The following is an 18,830-nucleotide window of genomic DNA, read 5'->3' on the forward strand; positions in this document are numbered from 1 at the left end:
TTCTTGAGCAATACAGCTTGATCAAACAGTAATTTTAGTAAAAACAGCGTTCTGATTAAGAACGCTGTTTTTCTATCTCAGCCGAATTTTCTTCAAGCTGTCGTTTGTATAAAAATTTGGGTTTCCATTCACTGATGATAACCCCCAATACTACAAGTAAACCGCCAAAAAGAGCCAGCAATGGTAAGCGCTCACCTGCAATTCTCCCAAATAAAGCTGCCCAAACTGGTTCGCCAGCATAAATCAAGGCAGCTTGAGAAGGATCGACAGAACGTTGTGCCCAATTCATTGTCAATTGTAATAGAGCACTGGTTAAGCCTAGCCCAACTGAAAGCATCACCAATTGCCACGAGAAGGGTGGAATATGCAACTCGTCCACAAAAGGCATACTGGCAAATGAAATCAATGAAGCAAAGGCAAGCTGAATCACCGTTACACGCTGAATATTGACGCTTCCAGCAAAGTACCCGATGAGAATGATCTCCATAGCAATTGCAAATGAGCCAACTAATGTGACGATTTGCCCTGTATTTAAATCAATTTGATCAAAACCATTTCCTGTCAGAAAAATTAAACCGATAAATGCTAAAAAAATACCAAGCCAGATCATGATATGTGGTCTTTTACGAAAAATCACCCAGATAAGAATCGGAACAAGTGGCACATATAAAGCAGTTAAAAATGCAGACTCACTGCTACTAATAGTTTGCATACCTACCGTTTGTGAGCCATAACCTGCAGCAATCATGCCACCAATGAGCGCACCTGCGATTAGCTCTTTTAGATTTATACCTTTTAGATATTTATAAGATAATAATCCAACAGCAATGGTGGCCGCAGCAAAACGACAACCGACAAAAAACATAGGGGAACTATAGTTTAGGGCACAATGTACAATGACAAATGTACCACCCCAAATCATGGTCATAAGTATCAACGCAATTTGAGGTGTTCTGGACTTTAAAAATAAAGCGAGGGGAGAGGAAGACATAAAATAGAGTAATGTGGAAGAGCAGGGCTATTTTACGTGAAAGCACAGGATTGTGCAGATGTTAAGCTGAGTAATCGGGTATTTAAATCATTCAATTGTCATGCAATAGTGATAGCCTATTGAATCAAAATTTTGATAAAGAGAAATAAATCATGGTGATCGAACAGGCTTTATTTCATATTGTTGATGGTCAACAAATGGCTTTTGAAAAGAAATTTTATGAACTATCGGATACCTTTAGAAGTGCTCAAGGTTGTGAAAAATTTAAATTGATCCGATGTATAGAAGACAATCAAAAATATATTCTACAAATTCATTGGATTGACCTTCAAACCCATACAGATATTTTTATGAAAACGGATGAATTCAAACAGTGGTTTATGTCAATGAAACCCTTTTTAGCCAGTAAAATTGAAATGCAACATTTTGAAAATACATTGGTTTAAATAAAAATATAGCAATTCAAACACTATTTTTCACATATAAAAAAAGAGAACCTCTTAGGTTCTCTTTTTTAATCAGATCTTGATTTGGACATTAAAACCCTTGTTCATCCAATAACAATTGAGCTTCACGTAGGTTGAGTGTGCCTTCGTAAATTGCACGACCTGTGATCGCACCTAAAATACCTGGTTTCCCTTTTAAATTACGTACATCGTCTAGATTGGTTACACCGCCTGACGCGATCACTGGAAGACCTGAGTATTGCGCAAGATTTACAGTCTGTTCAACATTTACGCCTTGCATCATACCATCACGCGCGATATCGGTATAAACAATGCTCGAAACCCCAGCATCTGCAAAACGTTTTGCAAGATCAGTGGCTTTTACATCTGTGACATTTGCCCAACCATCTGTTGCAACCATACCATTTATTGCATCAATACCAACGATTATGTGTCCTGCAAACTTATTGCATGCTTCTTCAACAAATTCAGGATTTTGAACTGCTTTAGTTCCAATGATTACAAAAGAAACACCTGCATCTAGGTAATGTTCAATTGTTTCCAAAGAGCGAATACCACCACCAATTTGAATAGGAAGTTCAGGTTGTGCTCTAGCAATTGCCTCAACTACTGGTTTATGAATTGGTGTTCCCGCAAAAGCCCCATTCAAATCAACCAAATGTAAACGACGAGCGCCTTCATTCACCCAATGCTGTGCTGTTGCGACAGGATCATCAGAAAATACGGTATCGTCTTCCATACGACCTTGTTTTAAACGAACACATTTACCATCTTTCAGATCAATTGCCGGGATGATCAGCATGCTTTCGCTCCTTGCTTAATCTCAATTAAGAATTTATTGATCTTCATATTAGCAAAAACTTGATCAATTTCTAAGTGTCAGTTTAGGCTTTTATTGGGCTGAATGCTCAATTTAAGCTGAGTATGCGCGATCGTGTCAGGTATTAAGCCTAAATCCAGTAAGGCTTTGAAAATTAATATAGCAGCATAAGCATCGGCTGCCGCATATTCAATTTGAGGTGTTGTGAGGATTTTACGTGACCAATTTGAAGTGCTAATTGATTTACTTTTAGGGAAGTTGACCTTGAATAACAATGCCATCGCATTTTTAATCCCCAAAGGATTGTTGAAACCAAAACTCGAAAAGCATTTTGAAAGTTCGATAACACTGTTGAGTTGTATGCCTTTTTTACGAAATAGATGTGCATCATTTTTTAAGCCAAAACCGACTTTAATTTGATCAGGATTTTCAAAAAAAGGGGTTAAAAAATGAAGAACATCAGGTGAAACTTGAAATAAATAGGCTTTTTCAAAAGTCGCGAGTTGAATAAGATGTGGACCTGTTTGTATTTCACCTTTATTAAATGTAGGTTTAGACTCGGTATCGAAACCAAAAAGGCGCGCCGTTTTTAATTCTTCTGCAATCGCGTGGCATTGTTGCAAGTCATTGATCACCATAATTTTATTCAAAAGTAAATTTTGAAAACGGGGAAAGCTCTGAATTTGCTCTTTACTTGGAAGTTGCTGAGTTTGAATATTCACAAATTTAAGCTCACAAATTTTAGTCGACCGGTTTAAGCATTAAAAATATTAATCATATTGTGTTATAACAAACTTTGAATAAAAGATGATAGTTTTATGGGTCGAAAACACAGGAATAAAGTGTATGGTTGAAAAAGATGATGATCTTTTTATCGAAGGTGCAAAGCGTTTAAAACAATTGATTCAGGATAAAAATATAAAAGCCAGTGATATTGTTAACGTACTCGAAACTTCTAAAGGGACCATGACCAAATGGTTGCAGAACTCCACACCCTCGAGTGCGCAAAGTCTAATTGAATTGGCCCGTTTAGTCGGAATGACTGAACGTTGGAATATGGAGTCTAAACACCAAGATAAAGCTGATCTTGTAACTAAAGCTTATGCTGAGTCTGAATTGGATTTAAGTCATGTCACAATGGAACAATTGATCAATGAAATTAAAGACCGGTACGCAGCTTTAAATTTAAAGGCGGATATTAAAATTAGTGTTGAACCGTTGGAAGGTGGTTTTGTCACCAAAGAGTAAAATAACCACCTTATAAACATAGGGTGGTTATTCCAGATGCTTTATTCAGATTGATTAATTTGCTGTTGATATTGTTGTAGTTGTTGTGCTTGCTCTATATAACTTTGATATGCTGGAATTGCTGTAATTGCAAGAATTAGAATACTGATTGGTAATATTACAATATAAATCCAGCCGAGTACTTTTTCCCAACCCTGAGTAATACGAGGTGCGCCATAGTTATTTGCCCCTGTATCTCCTTTTGCACAACTTAAATAAATAAAAAAGAATAAGTTAACCAAAGGTATAAACATGAGAAGAGATAGCCATCCACTTTGATTTTTGTCATGTAAGCGGCGGATTATAAAAATAAAACTGAAGTAAATCAGAGCAATGTAGATAATAATCGCAACTGCACCTAATATAAATAAGAGTGCCATAGAAGGTGAATTACTTAAAGCAGGGATGAATAATGCAGCGATAATACCCACTACGCACATAGATAGGCCCAATAGCATATTCCATCCTAAATAGGATAATCTGCCGAAACGGCCACCGGCGCTTAGAGCTGAATCATGGGTTTGAAAATTAGAGGGCATTTTTGTTTTCCTAGAATGAATTAAGGTTTAAATCAGTTTTTAAAATGAATTGTTGGATTTTTATTCAATTTGAATGAATCATAATAAACAGAGGATAAAAAATAAAGTCTTAATAGAATAAAAAATCAAGCCAACTGCAATTGGCTTGATTTTTAGAGATATAAATCAGGATGAAACTGACGAATGAATTAGATTTTCCATTCCACAAAGTTTTTCAGTAACTGCAAACCTGCTGTATGGCTCTTTTCTGGATGGAATTGTGTCGCAAACAAATTTTCTTTATGAATGGCTGTGCAGAACTGCAAACCATAATCACATGTTGCAGCAACAAGAGACTGCTCTTGTGGTTCGACATAATAGCTATGTACAAAGTAGAAACGGGTATCTTGATTAATATCTTTCCACATAGGATGATTCGGATCTATTTGATGAACTTGGTTCCATCCCATATGTGGGACTTTTAAGTCTTTCATATCTGGGAAATGTTTTACAACTCCATCAAAAATCCCCAGTGCTGGAGTACCTGCATTTTCCTCTGATGATTCAAGCAAAGCTTGCATACCGACACAAATCGCAAGTACAGGTTTATTAAACGCCGCATGGCGTACAACTTCATCAATACCAGCTTCATGCATACCCTGCATACAATCACGCATTGCACCTACACCAGGAAATACGATTTTATCTGCTTGAGCGATTAATTTTGGATCATTTGTGACATCTACAGTTGCGCCAACATGTTCGAGTGCTTTGGCTGCTGAATGAAGATTTCCCATGCCATAGTCAAGAAGGGCAATACGGGTCATTACAAGGTTCCTTTGGTCGATGCAACAGTATTTTCTGCACGAGGATCAACTTCACATGCCATACGAAGTGCACGTGCAAATGCTTTGAACACACTTTCAATTTGATGATGGCTATTTTTGCCTTTTAAATTGTCAATATGCAAAGTCATTAAAGCGTGATTTACAAAGCCCTGAAAAAACTCGGAAAATAAATCCACATCAAAGCTGCCGATACGAGCACGTGTAAAAGGGATATCCATCCATAAGCCCGGACGACCTGATAAATCCACTACGACACGGCTTAAAGCTTCATCAAGCGGCGCATAGAAGTGACCATAACGTTTTAAGCCTTTTTTATCACCTAGTGCTTGCGCAAATGCTTGGCCTAGTGTGATTCCACAGTCTTCTACAGTATGGTGATCATCGATTTCTAAGTCACCATCACAATGAATATCGATGTCAAATAAACCATGACGCTTGATTTGATCAACCATATGGTCTAAAAAGGGAACACCTGTATTGAGCGTGCCTTGACCAGTACCATCAAGATTCACACGAACTCGAATTTTAGTTTCGTTGGTGTTTCTTACCACTTCACTGATACGTTGCGCCATAGACACGTTCCTCAAAAAACGTCAAAAATTAAAAGTTTGATGTAAAGATATTTCGCTGTGACGAAAGTCACAGCATATTAGATTGCTCAGGAGGGTTAATCAATGCCTATTACCGTACATGCTAAAACTTCACTCGAAAATGAAGAAGTTCGCGATCAGCTTGAGCGATTATATGACACCAGTCCTGAATTTGGGGATGGTCATGATGCCATAGAACAACTTGAGCAAAACTTGGCTCATTATACCTTACTTTATGTCGCAGAATTTAATACAAAGATTATTGGTGCATTATGGTGTACAGGGCAAGGTGAAAGTCGGACTCTAGAAAATATTGTGGTGCATCCTGCTAACCGAGGACGAGGCGTTGCAGAACGTTTAGTCGAAGAAGTTTGTCGGATCGAGGAAGAAAAGGGCGTTAAAAATTTTGAACCGGGCTGTGGAGCAATCCACCGTTGTTTAGCTCACTTAGGCAAAATCTAAGATGATCAAGAGTCTTTAATCAATTGAAGCAACCTGATTAGGTTGCTTTTTTTATTTGGATATTTTAGGAAAAATAAGTTTGGGCTAATCTTGAAGCAGAATATTCTAGTTTTCAGAGAAACACTTTAGACAAATTAAATTTTGGATGAATACCTTGGTCTCTAAATAGAAAATGCAGAAATTGGCACCCCATCACTTAAAAGTGTATGGAAAACAACCTTATTCAGCGTGAATGAGTGGTTTTTGTTGTAAAAATAAACTATTGAATGATTTTTGTGATTTCAATGCTTGACGGCTAAACCATTAAATTGTTTAATACGCCCCATCGGCGTGATAGCTCAGTAGGTAGAGCAACGGATTGAAAATCCGTGTGTCCCCAGTTCGATCCTGGGTCTCGCCACCATATTTAAAAATCTTTGAGATTTCAATCCCTGATCCCATCAGGGATTTTTTTTGGATGAAAAATATTCGGTTGAATAAAAAAGTCATGATTTTTATTGACTATTGAACTGAGATACGGCTTAATACACCGCATCGGCGTGATAGCTCAGTAGGTAGAGCAACGGATTGAAAATCCGTGTGTCCCCAGTTCGATCCTGGGTCTCGCCACCATATTTGAAAAACCTCAAACCTTGTTTGAGGTTTTTTATTGTCTGTTTACTTTTTGGGAATTCAAAAATTGATTCTCATCATTAAAAAATGTCACTGAGAAGTTGTAAATTGAAGCCATTGTCTTACAAAATATCTTGTCATGACTTATAAATGTCGTAAGATAAATCTTAGGTAAGTGAAATAGATTGTTATAAGAACAATGAAAGATTTATTTTCATCAGGTAGCCAGCTTTATCAGCAAGCCCGACCGAGTTATCCTCCTGAAGTGGTTCAGGAAATTTTAAATCATGTTCCAGAACGTGGTTTTGCTTGGGATTGTGGTGCAGGTTCAGGCCAATTTACTCAACTGCTCAGCCCTTATTTCGATCATATTGTTGCAACAGATATGAGCGAAAAACAATTAAGTCTTGCACCTTATTTTGATAATGTGAGCTATCAAGTCCAATCTGCCGAAAAAACCTCATTTATAGCACAGAGTTTTGATTTGATTTCTGTTGCTCAGGCCATTCATTGGTTTGATTTTGTAGAATTTTATAAAGAAGTTGAACGCACACTAAAACCCCAAGGTATTCTTGCGGTGATCGGTTACGGCTTAATTCATGTCGAAAATTCAGCCATCAATACAATGATTCAAAACTTATATACTGAAAAACTAGAAGGCTATTGGGATACAGAGCGCCGTTATATCGATGAAGAATATAAAACCATTCCATTTCCTTTTGAAGAAATAAATGTTGCTGAGTTTAAGATGCAGTACCAGTGGTCGTCTGCGCAATTATTAAAGTACTTATCCACTTGGTCTGCAATTAAACACTATTGCGAAAGAAATCAGGATCATCCATTACTTGATTTAGCTGAAGCATTAACCAACGAGCTTGCAGATTTGACCATCACATTCCCGGTTTTTTTAAGAGTGGGCAAAATTAAAAAATCAAAGAAAAAATGCTTTATGCACAAATAAAATAAGGATCGCATTTTATCTTTGATTACAACAAATATTGCCAACAATATACTTACTTATATATTATTTAAAAGTAAGATAATTGATGAAAACTCCTGTTAAAATATTATCCCTTACTGTATGGGTATCGGTATTCAGCTCTACATCTTTTGCAACGACAGGTTATTTTATGCATGGCTATGGGGTAAAGGCCCAAGGCAATGCAGGAACTTCCATTGCTCAATTTCAAGATGCATTAACGATTGCTAATAACCCAGCAGGGTTAAGCTGGGTTGGTGATCGTATTGATGTTGGTGCAACTGTGTTTTCACCTGATCGTTCAGCTGAGTTTGTGGCTAATCAAATACCACAAGATTATCCTAATGCCAATGGTACATACGACGGCAATGGACGCAAATATTTTGTACTACCAGAGCTTGCCTTCAATCACCAAATTAGTCACCAAGTAGCTTTAGGTTTAGCAATATATGGGAATGGCGGAATGAATACGGGGGTATAAAAATAATCCATTTGCAGCATTTGGCAACACTGGAACAGCAGGAGTGGATTTAACACAGGTTTTCATTACTCCAGCAGTTGCTTGGAAATATTCAGAAAATCAATCTATTGGAATTGCAACCAATATTCTCTATCAACGTTTTGAAGCGCAGGGAATTGGTGGGTTTAGCGCATTTTCAGCCGATAGTTTAAATTTAAGCAATCGTGGTAAGGATTCTGCGACTGGCTTTGGTGCACGTATTGGTTGGGCTGGAAAATTCTTTGATCAACGCTTAACTTTTGGTGCAAATTATTCTTCAAAAATTAATGCAGATCGCTTTGATCGATATCGTGGGTTATTTGCTGAACGAGGTGACTTTGATGTTCCTGAAAGTTATGGTGTTGGTGTAGCTGTCAAAATCACACCTTTATTAACAGTAGCTGCGGATGTGCAACGGATTAACTATTCGGATGTGAAATCGGTAGGAAATCCTTTTGATCTTGCACAATTACAACAAGGTCATGCTTTTGGTACACTACAAGGGCCTGGATTTGGCTGGAACGATATCAATATCTATAAACTGGGTGTGTCTTATCAAGCACATCCAAAGCTCACACTAAGAGCCGGTTATAGTCATAATGATCAACCGATTCCAGACAGTGAAGTCTTTTTAAATATTCTTGCTCCAGGGGTGATTCAAGACCACCTCAGCGTAGGTGCAACTTGGAATTTCGATCAACATCAAGAAATCAATATTGCCTATACACGTGCTTTAGAAGATGAGGTAAAAGGAAAAATTTCCCCTGCGTTTGGTAGTGGTGAAGCGAAACTCAAAATGAGTCAGGATATTCTAGGTCTATCATATGGCTATAAATTCTAAAATTTTTTGTAAATAACTATGAGATTAATTCTATTGGGCTTATTTTAATCTGGGATAAGGCGTTTACCTAAACACACGACTTCAATTTCTTCATAGCCAAGTTGCTCATAAAAGCTTTGTACATCAATGTTATCTTTGCGGATCAGGAGTTGCAGTTTTGGGCAGCCTAATGCAACTAAGCGCTTTTCAAGTTGTTGTATCAGTGCGGTCGCAACACCATTACGTTGATCATGAGGGTGCACGGCAAGATAGTTGACCCAGCCCCGATGCCCATCATACCCCCCCATAACCGTAGCGATCAATTGTTCATCTTTGACCGCCAATAGAAACAATCCGTCTTTTTGTGCGACTTTACGGAAGATATCAATTTCTGGGTTGTTCCAAGGACGGGTTAAATCGCAGACTTCCCACAGTGCGATGACTTCGTCTAAATCGGTTTCCTGAAACTGTCTGATAATAAACATAGAATTTTTATCTCTTGTTTTTTAAAACAATCTTTACAGCAGATTAATATAAAAAACCGCAGTTGATAAGTTTATTTTTTAGACAATGCGTAAATACTTTTTGCTGAGTTTGTTAACTTATAAAAACGTTATAGGCTGAGAATAGTGATTTTTTATTGATTGAAAGTGTGCATAATAATGGAGGCATAATTTAAAACAAAAAAGGAACTTCACGTGAATAAACAGGAATTTGATTATATTATTATCGGTGGCGGAAGCTCGGGCTGTGTGTTGGCTGGGCGTTTATCAGAAAACCCGCAAGTTTCTGTTTGTCTACTTGAAGCAGGAGGGGCTGGAGAGGGCTGGAAAGTAGAAGTTCCTTGTGCAGCGGTGATTAGTATTCCAACCAAGATCAATAACTGGGCCTTTGAAACTGTACTGCAAAAGGGCTTAAATGGTCGTAAAGGCTACCAGCCTCGTGGAAAATGCTTGGGTGGCTCATCGGCAATTAATGCCATGGTGTATATCCGTGGACATCGACAAGATTATGACGATTGGGCAGCCTTAGGCAATACTGGTTGGTCATATGATGAGGTCTTGCCTTATTTTATTAAATCTGAAAATAACCAAAGAATTAAAAACAAATATCATGGTAATGCTGGCCCACTTTCAGTTATTGATTTACGCAGTGATAACCCATTACAGCAAAAATATATCGCAGCCGCTAAAGAACAAGGTTATCGAATTCTGGATGACTTCAATGGTGAAGAGCAGGAAGGTTTAGGGGTTTATCAAGTGACCCATATCAATGGGGAGCGGTGCAGCTCCGCGCGGGCTTATTTGTTTCCACATCGAGATCGTAAAAATTTAACGGTCGAAACCCATGCACAGACTCAGCGGATTTTGATTGAAAATGGGGTGGCTGTGGGGGTGGAATATAAGCAGAGTGGGCAGCTCAAACAAATTTTTGCACGTCGAGAAGTGTTATTGAGTGCGGGAGCGATGCAGTCGCCACAGATTCTGATGCTCTCAGGTATTGGTGACCAACAAGAACTTGCTGAACATGGAATTGCAGTGAAACAGCATTTACCTGGTGTGGGTAAAAATTTTCATGATCATCCCGATTTTATTTTTGGTTATAAAGTCAGTGAAATTCAAGGGACATTTGGATTATCCTTGCCAGGTTCGATTGATCTATTTAAACAAATTGGGCGTTACCGTAAAGAACGCCGTGGTTTGATGACTACGAATTTTGCTGAATGTGGCGGATTTATTAAAAGTTCAAACGAACAAAGCCTACCGAATTTACAGTTACATTTCGTCATTGCGCTCGTGGATAATCATGCACGAACAATGCATACAGGACATGGTATTTCCTGTCATGTCTGCCTGCTCAATCCAGTCAGTCGTGGTTCCATTAAGATGAGTGGACCAAGTATCGATGATCCTTTATTGATTGACCCTAATTTCTATGGGGAAGAGTCTGATTTAGAGGAAATGGTCAAAGGCTTTAAACTCACTCAGAAATTAATGCAATCTGATGCTTTTAAAAGCATGATTAAAGAAGATTTATTTACAGCCACTGTAAAAACAGATGAGGAGATTCGACAAGTTTTAAGAGATCGCTCAGATACCGTTTATCACCCTGTAGGAAGTTGTAAAATGGGAGTGGATGAGATGGCTGTGGTTGATCCACGTTTGCGAGTTTATGGTATTCAAAACTTGCGTGTGGTCGATGCGTCAATCATGCCAAAAGTGGTGAATGGCAATACCAATGCCCCTGCAATTATGATTGCAGAGAAAGCGGTTGAGATGATTAATCAGGATCAAGCCAGTGTGGCGTTTATTCAAAAGAAAGACAAAGTGCGTGTCGCAATTTAAGTCTTTAGATATTTAAAAATGAAGAGAACTCATTATTGAAATTTCAAATCAACTTAAAGATACTTTTTATAGAACAGTAGATATAGCGTGAATTTAAAAATGGGGAAATGAGCATTCAAGCAAAAATAGCTCAATAAAAAACGCCCCTCATTCAGGGCGTTTTTATTTTTACATCAGGTTTAAAATCTTATGCAGATTTTTTAGCTTGATCTACAGAAGCAAGCATATGGCCTGTTTCTTCAAAGTTATAGTGCCAAGAAAGTGCTTCACGAAGAATATGAGGTGTTTGACCACCCTTTTCACATGCACGATCAAAGTAATCATTCAATGCATCACGATACATTGGGTGAGCACAGTTGTTGATGACTGCACGAGCACGTTCACGGGGTGCTAATCCACGTAAGTCAGCAAGACCTTGCTCAGTCACAAGAATATCTACATCATGCTCAGCATGGTCGATATGTGAAGCAAATGGGACAACAGAAGAGATGTCGCCACCTTTTGCAATCGATTTGGTCACGAAGATTGCTAAATGTGCATTACGTGCGAAATCACCAGAACCCCCAATACCATTCATCATCTTGGTACCGCAAACATGTGTCGAATTTACGTTGCCATAAATATCGAACTCAAGCGCGGTATTGATACCAATGATGCCTAAGCGACGAACCAATTCAGGATGGTTTGAAATTTCTTGTGGACGGAGAACCAATTTGTCTTTGTACTGTTCAAGGTTGTTAAATACTTTTTCACCATATTTAGCAGAAAGAGTAATTGAAGAACCTGAAGCAAACTTCATTTTACCCGCATCAATCAACTCGAAAGTACAGTCTTGAAGTACTTCTGAATACATCACTAAATCTTCAAAGTTAGAATCTTTAAGACCTGTCAATACAGCATTGGCGATTGAACCGATGCCTGCTTGTAAAGGACCAAGATTCGAAGGTAAGCGGCCTTCTTCAACTTCTTTTTCGAAGAATGCGATTAAGTGGTTCGCAATACCCTGAGTTTCGTCATCTGGTAGTGTTACAGTTGATGGAGAGTCATGATATTCGCTATTAATCACGATACCCACGATTTTTGCAGGATCAATATTGATTGCAGGTGTACCAATACGTTGCTCAACATGCGTCAATGGAATAGCTTGACGTGTTGGGCGATAGGTTGGGATGTAAATATCATGTAAGCCTTCAAAAGCAGGGCTTAAGTTGGTGTTGATTTCAACAATCACTTTTTCAGCGAAAATTGCAAAGCTTGCAGAATTACCCACAGATGTTGTTGGAATGATGCCACCATCTTCAGTAATCGCAATCGCTTCAATCACCGCAACATCAGGTTTTTTCAACTGAAGGTTACGCATTTGCTCAACAGTTTCAGACAAATGTTGATCAATGAACATCACTTCACCATTATTGATGGCTTTACGTAAAGTGTTATCGACTTGGAATGGTAAACGACGCGCAAGGACACCAGCTTCAGTTAATTGTTTGTCTAGGTCATTACCTAAACTTGCACCTGTGATTAAAGTAATCTTCAACGGATTCACTTTGGCTTGTTTTACCAGCGCTAAAGGTACAGCTTTTGCTTCACCTGCACGAGTAAATCCACTCATCCCCACAGTCATCCCATCTTGGATAAAAGTTGCAGCTTGTTCTGCGCTCATGACTTTGTCATGGAGAGATGCTAAACGAATACGATCTAAAGACATGGTTTACGCTCAATTCTTGTTCAAAACTAGACGGATTGTACCGCCCTCAAACTGAATTGTGCATGCCTCTAATGCTAAGGTCTAATTTTTTCAATAAATGCAGGTATAAATTTTGGTGATGGTTTTTAAGTTATTATTTATTAATAAAATAATGATAGCTGTTTGTTAAATAAACAAAGTTAAGTGTTGGTTTATTGAGCAATCACTAAAAGTGATCACTCAAACTTTGTTTGATTTTTTGAATTGGATTTGTAGGTGTCGGTTCTTCCTCAACTTTTATTGACGTTGGTAGTGAAATGATGGCTTGTAGCCCGCCTTCAGGACGGTTGGAAATCAACAGTTCACCTTGATGAATATCGACAATTCGTTTGACAATGGCCAAACCTAAACCACTCCCTTGCACCGTACGTGCAGCATCACCACGCACAAAAGGTTGCATAAGCCCTTCAATTTGGTCTTCGGGAATTCCTTCCCCATTGTCTGCTACACAGATTTTAATATGCTCATCTTCTACAAAAGCACTGAGTTCAATTGGTTCTGCACCATAGCGTTTTGAATTGTTGATGAGATTACCAATCAAACGTTTTAACGACAGTGAGCGAGCAGTAATGACAGGTAGTTCTTGCGGCGTGAACTGAATATCTAAAGGTTTAAACTGAATGATCAGTTCTTGTAGCAAAGCATTGATATTGGTGTCTTGAAGCTCTTCATCTGAGCCATCACGCATATATGAAATAAACTGGCTTAAAATGGCATCCATATCATCGACATCATAAATCAAACCTTCTTTTAAAAAGTCATCATCAGACATCATTTCTGCGCTTAAACGGATCCGTGTCAGCGGTGTTCTTAAATCATGAGAGATACCTGCCAACATGATTTGACGATCACGTTCAGTTTGTTCCAGTGTATAGACCATATGGTTAAAGGCTTGGTTCACCTCACGAATTTCTTGAGGACCATGATTGGTTTCTAAATAAGGCGCTTTTCCTGTTTTACTGTAGTTATTTGCTGCATGTTGTAAACGACGCAATGGACGATTGAGCTGCCTTACCAATGTCAAGATGATCACTGCGGCAATCAGTGGAATACCGAGTAACCAACCTAAAATCAGTTCAGGGCTATAGTTGGCATAAGTATTCAGAGGTTCACGCACCCAATTGCCATTCATTTCAGGTGTTTGAACCCAAATACGTGGACTGGGTTTAAACTGGAAATAAACCGTCACGTCTTTGATTTTTAATTCTTCTGCAAGCTGGTTCTCAATACGATTGGTAAAAAAATCGGCAATAATTTTATCTTTTACATTTGGATATTCTTTGGGATCAGTAACATATTCTACACCTACCCGTTGCTTTAACCACTCGTCAATATCAAGTTGTATTTCGTCATGATAAATCTGTAAACGTGGATTGTTAACCATTTCAAGTTCAACTGCTAAAAAACGTGCATGTTGCTGAATTTCAGGTAAATAAAGCGTTTTCCAGAAAAACCATAATGACATAAACAGGCTAAAGAACACTACAAATACGACCAATACGGTGGTCCGCATGGCTGCCGAGCGAGGTTTGACTTTATCGAGGAAGCGTTCCCAATGTGTACGTTTCCGTTCTTTGTAGGTAACAAAGTCGGTAAATTCTTGTGGATCTATGGGTTCTAATTTCACAGGAGCATTCCAATCTGTGCGATATTCTTAATCTATTGATTTCAGTTTAAAGGATGGTAGATTTATAGCAATATTATAAGTGTTAGGCTGTCTTGGTTTAACTTGTTAGTCAATATAAATATTTGATATTTATACTTAATACGATAAGGATTATTACTATGTTGAGATCACATATCTTTTTGCAGGATATCCAAACAATAAAACAACAGTAGCCAAGTCATAAGTAAAGCTCAGGTCTATGGAAAAGCTATCACGGCTGTAATTCTATAAAAATGGATAAAAAAATACTGGCACATTTAAAACCGAGCATGTGACCAGTATTTTTCAAGCTAGATTCATTCTATCGAATCAAAATCTATTATTCTGCACCATCTGGAACGAACACATAACCTACGCCCCAAACTGTTTGAATATAACGTGCACGTGCAGGGTTTTCTTCAATCAAACGACGTAAGCGAGACACTTGAACATCGATTGAACGCTCCATAGCACCCCATTCACGACCTCGTGCTAGGTTCATTAACTTGTCACGTGTCAATGGTTCACGTGGATGCTGGACTAATGCTTTTAAGACTGCAAACTCACCTGTGGTTAATGTGACCACTTGCCCTTCACGTGTCAGGGTGCGTGTTGATAAATCTAGAGACCAAGGCCCGAAAGATACAACTTCTACATTTTGACTTGGCGCACCTGGCACTTCACGAACCTGACGACGCAGTACAGCACGAATACGTGCTAATAACTCATTTGGATTAAATGGTTTTGGCAAATAATCATCCGCACCAGCTTCTAAACCAGCAATACGGTCAGAGTCACTGCCTCGTGCAGTGAGCATGATGACAGGTGTATCTATATTTGATGAGCGTAAACGTCTACAAATACTTAAACCATCTTCTACAGGAAGCATAAAGTCTAAAACGATGAGTGAGAATAACTCACGTTGTAATAGGCGATCCATCTGCGTTGCGTCGTGGGCCGTTTTTACCACAAAGCCTTTATCTTCAAGGAAACGCTGTAAAAGGGTACGTAAACGCACATCATCATCGACCACTAAAATGCGTTCGACACGGTCAGTTTCGTTTTGTACGATATCTGTATTTTCAGCAGGTACAACCAAACTCATGATGTACTCCCTTAATGTTGTAAATTATAAATATTCGTCAATCTCAGTATACTGCCTAAGCTCTTGTTAAGACTATGTATCAAATTGCTCAAAAATACAATTTTCAGGCTGTTTTGAAACCAAAAAACAACATCTATAACGAATTGAGATGATTCTATGTTTATAAATAAAAAGATATACCATATGCAAATGAAAGTTTTATGTATTTTGGCAATATGTTTTATTTTAAGTGCATGTATTAGCCGACTTTCCAGACCTGAAATCTTAGGACAAGTGATTGACGAATTTGACCAACCAATTGCTCTAGTCCAGGTCGGTGAAGCCCAAACGGATATGCAAGGCAACTTTCGACTCAAAGAACGGCGCTATTCTGCATTTTTACTGAAAGAAATCATGTATATGGAAGCGCCACCGATATGGGTGCAAGAACGACTCAATAAACAGGGCTATCAGCAATGCTATTTAAAATATTTCAATTCACATGGCGGTGGGCAACGTAAAGGTGCGCAGTGGGACGTTGGAAAAATTATTTTACAAAGCAATTTAAATACAGCTAAGCAGGATGAAATACACGATTGCACTGTAAAAACTCAAGAAAAATGATCTTTTATCACTTTTTTCACTGCTAATTTGCAAAACAATTGTGGATTTTATGGTCTTGGTCTTTATAATCACTAACTTTTAGTCCTTATCCTTGTGGAATTAAACACGATGACTGACTTAGTTCAGCAGTTGGCAAGTGAACTTGCCGTACGTCCAAACCAAGTAGAAGCTGCCATTAAACTGATAGATGAAGGCTCTAGTGTTCCATTTATTGCACGTTACCGTAAAGAAGTAACGCAAGGCTTAGACGACATCCAATTACGCCAACTTGATACACGCCTTGTTTATCTACGTGATTTATTTGAACGCCGTGAAAAAGTAATCGAATCATTAAAAGAACAAAATAAGCTCTCTGATGACTTACTTGCTCGGGTAAATGCCGCTGAAACAAAAAATGCATTAGAAGAACTTTACGCACCGTATCGTCCAAAACGTACCAGTAAATCATTTAAAGCTAAAGAAGCGGGATTAGGGGAGTTTGCTGAGAAAATTATTGCAGAGCAAATTGATCCGACTGAAGCTTTGGCTGGTTTTAGCCATGAAGAATACCCAGATGTTGAAAGTCAATTAGACGCGATTCAACACATCATCATTGATGACTGGGCACAAAATATTTCATTAACCACAGAACTTAAATCAACATTTGCCAAAACAGCAGTGTTAAAAAGTTTGGTGGCATCTGATGAGAAAAAAGAAGTCGGTAAGAAATTCCGTGATTACTTTGATTTCTCTGAAAATTTAAATAAAGTTCCTTCACACCGTTTATTGGCAATGCTACGCGGCCGCCAAGAAAATGTATTGGGTCTTAAAGTTGATGGTGATGATCATGCACCACTTGCACGTATTGAAACTGAATACGCGCTTGAAAGTGTTCAACCACGAGCACGTCAAGATTTCTTAAAGCAAATCGCAAAACTGTTTTGGTTAGGTAAAATTCGCCCAACGATTGAACATTCTTTGTTGACTGAAAAACGCCTTGTAGCTGAATCAGAAGCAATGGACGTGTTTGCAGAAAACTTACGTCATTTATTGCTCTCTGCTCCTGCTGGTTCACGTACAACTTTAGGTGTTGACCCTGGTATTCGTACAGGGGTAAAACTGGCGGTTGTTTCTGATTCAGGTGATGTGCTTGCACATAGCACGATTTACCCATTTGCACCAAAAGAAGATAAAGCTGGCTCGATTGCTGAACTTGCACGTCTTTGTCGTGAATTTAATGTCGATTTAATTGCGATTGGCAATGGTACTGCGAGTCGTGAAACTGAAGCTGTTGTTGCAGAAATGATGGCTGCAAATGCGGATCTTACATTAACGCGTGTTTCAGTAAGTGAAGCGGGCGCATCTGTTTATTCAGCATCAGAATTGGCTTCTGCTGAACTGCCTGAGCTTGATGTTGCGATTCGTGGTGCTGTTTCAATTGCCCGCCGTTTACAAGATCCATTGGCTGAACTGGTTAAAATTGACCCTAAATCTATCGGTGTAGGTCAATATCAGCATGATGTGAATCAAACCAATTTGGCAAAAACACTGGATGCTGTTGTTGAAGATTGTGTGAATGCGGTAGGTGTAGATGTAAATACGGCCTCTCCAGCAATCTTGGGCTATATCGCAGGTTTAAATAAAGCCATTGCACAGCAAATTGTAGATTACCGGAAAGAAAATGGTCGTTTTGATAATCGTCAAGCATTGAAAAATGTACCACGTTTAGGTGAGCGCACGTTTGAGCAAGCTGCGGGTTTCTTACGTATTCAAGATGGCTCAGAACCTCTAGATGCTTCCTCTGTTCACCCTGAATCGTATGGTTTGGTCAACAAGATTGTTGAAGCAAAAGCGACTACAGTGAAAGATATCATTGGTAATACTGAAATTATTCGTCAAGTGAAAGCAGAAGATTTTGCCGACGACAAATTTGGTCTACCGACGATTCAAGATGTGTTAAGCGAGTTGGAAAAACCGGGTCGTGACCCTCGTCCAGAATTCCGTACAGCAAAATTCCGTGAAGATATCACTGAAGTCAGTCAATTGACTGAAGGGATGCAGCTTGAGGGCGTGATTACCAATGTGACTAACTTCGGTGCATTCGTCGATGTTGGTGTGCATCAAGATGGTCTAATACATATTTCAGAGCTTGCCAATGAATTTGTTTCTGACCCACATAAAGTTGTGAAACCAGGGCAAATCGTACAAGTACGTGTGTTGACTGTAGATGCTGAGCGAAATCGTGTGAATTTATCGATGCGCCCAGAAGGTTCAGAAGCACCAGCTAAAGCACCACGTCAAAAGCGTGAGTTCAATAACAATGACCAACGTGGTGAGCGTAAGCCTCAGGGTAAACGTCCACAGCAAGGTCGTCCAAACCATGATAATAAAGACAAAGCACCACGTCATGATAAGAAACCACAAGCAACTAAACCTCAAGAGAACAAAATTGGTGGTTTAGGTGCATTGTTATTACAAGCAGGGATTAAAGGGTCTAAATAAGCTATAATTTC

At 38.7% G+C, this 18,830-nt stretch carries 17 protein-coding genes, 2 tRNA genes and 1 pseudogene; 10 read left to right on the forward strand and 10 right to left on the reverse strand.

Annotated elements, in window-relative coordinates; translation table 11 throughout:
- Positions 1-55 precede the first annotated feature (55 nt).
- A complete protein-coding gene (locus AC2G3J_RS01160) occupies positions 56-991 on the reverse strand; it encodes a DMT family transporter (RefSeq protein ID WP_336953653.1) in 936 nt (311 codons plus the stop codon).
- 152 nt (positions 992-1,143) lie between these two features.
- On the opposite strand from AC2G3J_RS01160, the gene AC2G3J_RS01165 reads away from it, so the two are divergent.
- Positions 1,144-1,437, forward strand: a complete 294-nt coding sequence (locus tag AC2G3J_RS01165; protein WP_336953654.1) for an antibiotic biosynthesis monooxygenase family protein — start codon at positions 1,144-1,146, stop codon at positions 1,435-1,437.
- A gap of 91 nt (positions 1,438-1,528) precedes the next feature.
- Here the strand turns inward: AC2G3J_RS01165 and hisA are convergent, their stop codons facing one another.
- Both hisA and AC2G3J_RS01175 read right to left on the reverse strand, forming a co-directional pair.
- Positions 1,529-2,260 (reverse strand): 1-(5-phosphoribosyl)-5-[(5-phosphoribosylamino)methylideneamino]imidazole-4-carboxamide isomerase, encoded by a 732-nt coding sequence (gene hisA, locus AC2G3J_RS01170; protein ID WP_336953655.1) that lies wholly within the window; start codon positions 2,258-2,260, stop codon positions 1,529-1,531.
- Positions 2,261-2,337: 77 nt separating this feature from the next.
- Positions 2,338-3,000, reverse strand: coding sequence for a 3'-5' exonuclease (locus AC2G3J_RS01175; RefSeq protein WP_336953656.1), 663 nt, complete (start codon positions 2,998-3,000; stop codon positions 2,338-2,340).
- A 124-nt stretch (positions 3,001-3,124) separates the two neighbouring features.
- Here AC2G3J_RS01175 and AC2G3J_RS01180 point away from each other — a divergent pair, with 124 nt between their 5' ends.
- Entirely contained in the window at positions 3,125-3,526 is a 402-nt protein-coding gene (locus AC2G3J_RS01180) for a transcriptional regulator (protein WP_336953657.1), read from the forward strand.
- Positions 3,527-3,567: 41 nt separating this feature from the next.
- Here the strand turns inward: AC2G3J_RS01180 and AC2G3J_RS01185 are convergent, their stop codons facing one another.
- The 3 genes from AC2G3J_RS01185 to hisB all read right to left on the reverse strand — a co-directional run bounded on the left by AC2G3J_RS01185 (position 3,568) and on the right by hisB (position 5,503).
- Entirely contained in the window at positions 3,568-4,104 is a 537-nt protein-coding gene (locus tag AC2G3J_RS01185; protein ID WP_483770558.1) for a DUF805 domain-containing protein, read from the reverse strand.
- Between the two features lie 188 nt (positions 4,105-4,292).
- Entirely contained in the window at positions 4,293-4,910 is a 618-nt protein-coding gene (gene hisH, locus AC2G3J_RS01190; protein WP_336953659.1) for an imidazole glycerol phosphate synthase subunit HisH, read from the reverse strand.
- Positions 4,910-5,503: an imidazoleglycerol-phosphate dehydratase HisB gene (gene hisB / locus AC2G3J_RS01195; protein ID WP_004725347.1), complete on the reverse strand. Its 594-nt coding sequence runs from the start codon at positions 5,501-5,503 to the stop codon at positions 4,910-4,912. The genes hisH and hisB overlap by 1 nt, the downstream gene beginning before the upstream one ends.
- Positions 5,504-5,605: 102 nt before the next feature.
- Here hisB and AC2G3J_RS01200 point away from each other — a divergent pair, with 102 nt between their 5' ends.
- From AC2G3J_RS01200 to AC2G3J_RS01220, 5 genes and pseudogenes are all read left to right on the forward strand, one after another.
- Complete coding sequence (locus tag AC2G3J_RS01200; protein ID WP_005034402.1) at positions 5,606-5,983, forward strand: GNAT family N-acetyltransferase; 378 nt, start codon at positions 5,606-5,608, stop codon at positions 5,981-5,983.
- Between the two features lie 327 nt (positions 5,984-6,310).
- A tRNA-Phe gene (locus AC2G3J_RS01205) sits at positions 6,311-6,386 on the forward strand.
- Between the two features lie 133 nt (positions 6,387-6,519).
- A tRNA-Phe gene (locus tag AC2G3J_RS01210) sits at positions 6,520-6,595 on the forward strand.
- Positions 6,596-6,794: 199 nt separating this feature from the next.
- Positions 6,795-7,556, forward strand: a complete 762-nt coding sequence (locus AC2G3J_RS01215) for a class I SAM-dependent methyltransferase (protein WP_336953660.1) — start codon at positions 6,795-6,797, stop codon at positions 7,554-7,556.
- Positions 7,557-7,641: 85 nt separating this feature from the next.
- A pseudogene (locus AC2G3J_RS01220) lies at positions 7,642-8,914 on the forward strand (OmpP1/FadL family transporter).
- A 44-nt stretch (positions 8,915-8,958) separates the two neighbouring features.
- On the opposite strand, the gene AC2G3J_RS01225 reads toward AC2G3J_RS01220, so the two are convergent.
- Entirely contained in the window at positions 8,959-9,378 is a 420-nt protein-coding gene (locus AC2G3J_RS01225) for a GNAT family acetyltransferase (RefSeq protein ID WP_336953662.1), read from the reverse strand.
- A 213-nt stretch (positions 9,379-9,591) separates the two neighbouring features.
- Here AC2G3J_RS01225 and AC2G3J_RS01230 point away from each other — a divergent pair, with 213 nt between their 5' ends.
- Positions 9,592-11,238 (forward strand): GMC family oxidoreductase, encoded by a 1,647-nt coding sequence (locus AC2G3J_RS01230; protein ID WP_483770559.1) that lies wholly within the window; start codon positions 9,592-9,594, stop codon positions 11,236-11,238.
- Positions 11,239-11,425: 187 nt separating this feature from the next.
- Here AC2G3J_RS01230 and scpC read toward each other — a convergent pair whose 3' ends face one another.
- The 3 genes from scpC to ompR form a co-directional block, all read right to left on the reverse strand.
- Positions 11,426-12,946, reverse strand: coding sequence for a succinyl-CoA:acetate CoA-transferase ScpC (gene scpC / locus AC2G3J_RS01235; RefSeq protein ID WP_336953664.1), 1,521 nt, complete (start codon positions 12,944-12,946; stop codon positions 11,426-11,428).
- Between the two features lie 205 nt (positions 12,947-13,151).
- Entirely contained in the window at positions 13,152-14,612 is a 1,461-nt protein-coding gene (locus tag AC2G3J_RS01240; RefSeq protein ID WP_419327992.1) for an ATP-binding protein, read from the reverse strand.
- Positions 14,613-14,970: 358 nt separating this feature from the next.
- On the reverse strand, positions 14,971-15,735 hold the full coding sequence (gene ompR / locus AC2G3J_RS01245; protein ID WP_004816610.1) for an osmolarity response regulator transcription factor OmpR: 765 nt from the start codon (positions 15,733-15,735) through the stop codon (positions 14,971-14,973).
- 183 nt (positions 15,736-15,918) lie between these two features.
- On the opposite strand from ompR, the gene AC2G3J_RS01250 reads away from it, so the two are divergent.
- A complete protein-coding gene (locus AC2G3J_RS01250) occupies positions 15,919-16,338 on the forward strand; it encodes a carboxypeptidase regulatory-like domain-containing protein (RefSeq protein WP_336953666.1) in 420 nt (139 codons plus the stop codon).
- A 108-nt stretch (positions 16,339-16,446) separates the two neighbouring features.
- Complete coding sequence (locus AC2G3J_RS01255) at positions 16,447-18,819, forward strand: Tex family protein (RefSeq protein WP_483770560.1); 2,373 nt, start codon at positions 16,447-16,449, stop codon at positions 18,817-18,819.
- The last annotated feature ends 11 nt before the right edge of the window (positions 18,820-18,830 follow it).

It is taken from the genome of Acinetobacter legionensis (genome assembly GCF_057165765.1).

Coding starts and splice junctions, on each gene's coding strand:
- AC2G3J_RS01160 (WP_336953653.1), bottom strand. CDS start 991: ATGTCTTCCTCTCCCCTCGCTTTATTTTTAAAGTCCAGAACACCTCAA.
- AC2G3J_RS01165 (WP_336953654.1), top strand. CDS start 1,144: ATGGTGATCGAACAGGCTTTATTTCATATTGTTGATGGTCAACAAATG.
- hisA (WP_336953655.1), bottom strand. CDS start 2,260: ATGCTGATCATCCCGGCAATTGATCTGAAAGATGGTAAATGTGTTCGT.
- AC2G3J_RS01180 (WP_336953657.1), top strand. CDS start 3,125: ATGGTTGAAAAAGATGATGATCTTTTTATCGAAGGTGCAAAGCGTTTA.
- AC2G3J_RS01185 (WP_483770558.1), bottom strand. CDS start 4,104: ATGCCCTCTAATTTTCAAACCCATGATTCAGCTCTAAGCGCCGGTGGC.
- hisH (WP_336953659.1), bottom strand. CDS start 4,910: ATGACCCGTATTGCCCTTCTTGACTATGGCATGGGAAATCTTCATTCA.
- hisB (WP_004725347.1), bottom strand. CDS start 5,503: ATGGCGCAACGTATCAGTGAAGTGGTAAGAAACACCAACGAAACTAAA.
- AC2G3J_RS01200 (WP_005034402.1), top strand. CDS start 5,606: ATGCCTATTACCGTACATGCTAAAACTTCACTCGAAAATGAAGAAGTT.
- AC2G3J_RS01215 (WP_336953660.1), top strand. CDS start 6,795: ATGAAAGATTTATTTTCATCAGGTAGCCAGCTTTATCAGCAAGCCCGA.
- AC2G3J_RS01225 (WP_336953662.1), bottom strand. CDS start 9,378: ATGTTTATTATCAGACAGTTTCAGGAAACCGATTTAGACGAAGTCATC.
- scpC (WP_336953664.1), bottom strand. CDS start 12,946: ATGTCTTTAGATCGTATTCGTTTAGCATCTCTCCATGACAAAGTCATG.
- ompR (WP_004816610.1), bottom strand. CDS start 15,735: ATGAGTTTGGTTGTACCTGCTGAAAATACAGATATCGTACAAAACGAA.
- AC2G3J_RS01250 (WP_336953666.1), top strand. CDS start 15,919: ATGCAAATGAAAGTTTTATGTATTTTGGCAATATGTTTTATTTTAAGT.
- AC2G3J_RS01255 (WP_483770560.1), top strand. CDS start 16,447: ATGACTGACTTAGTTCAGCAGTTGGCAAGTGAACTTGCCGTACGTCCA.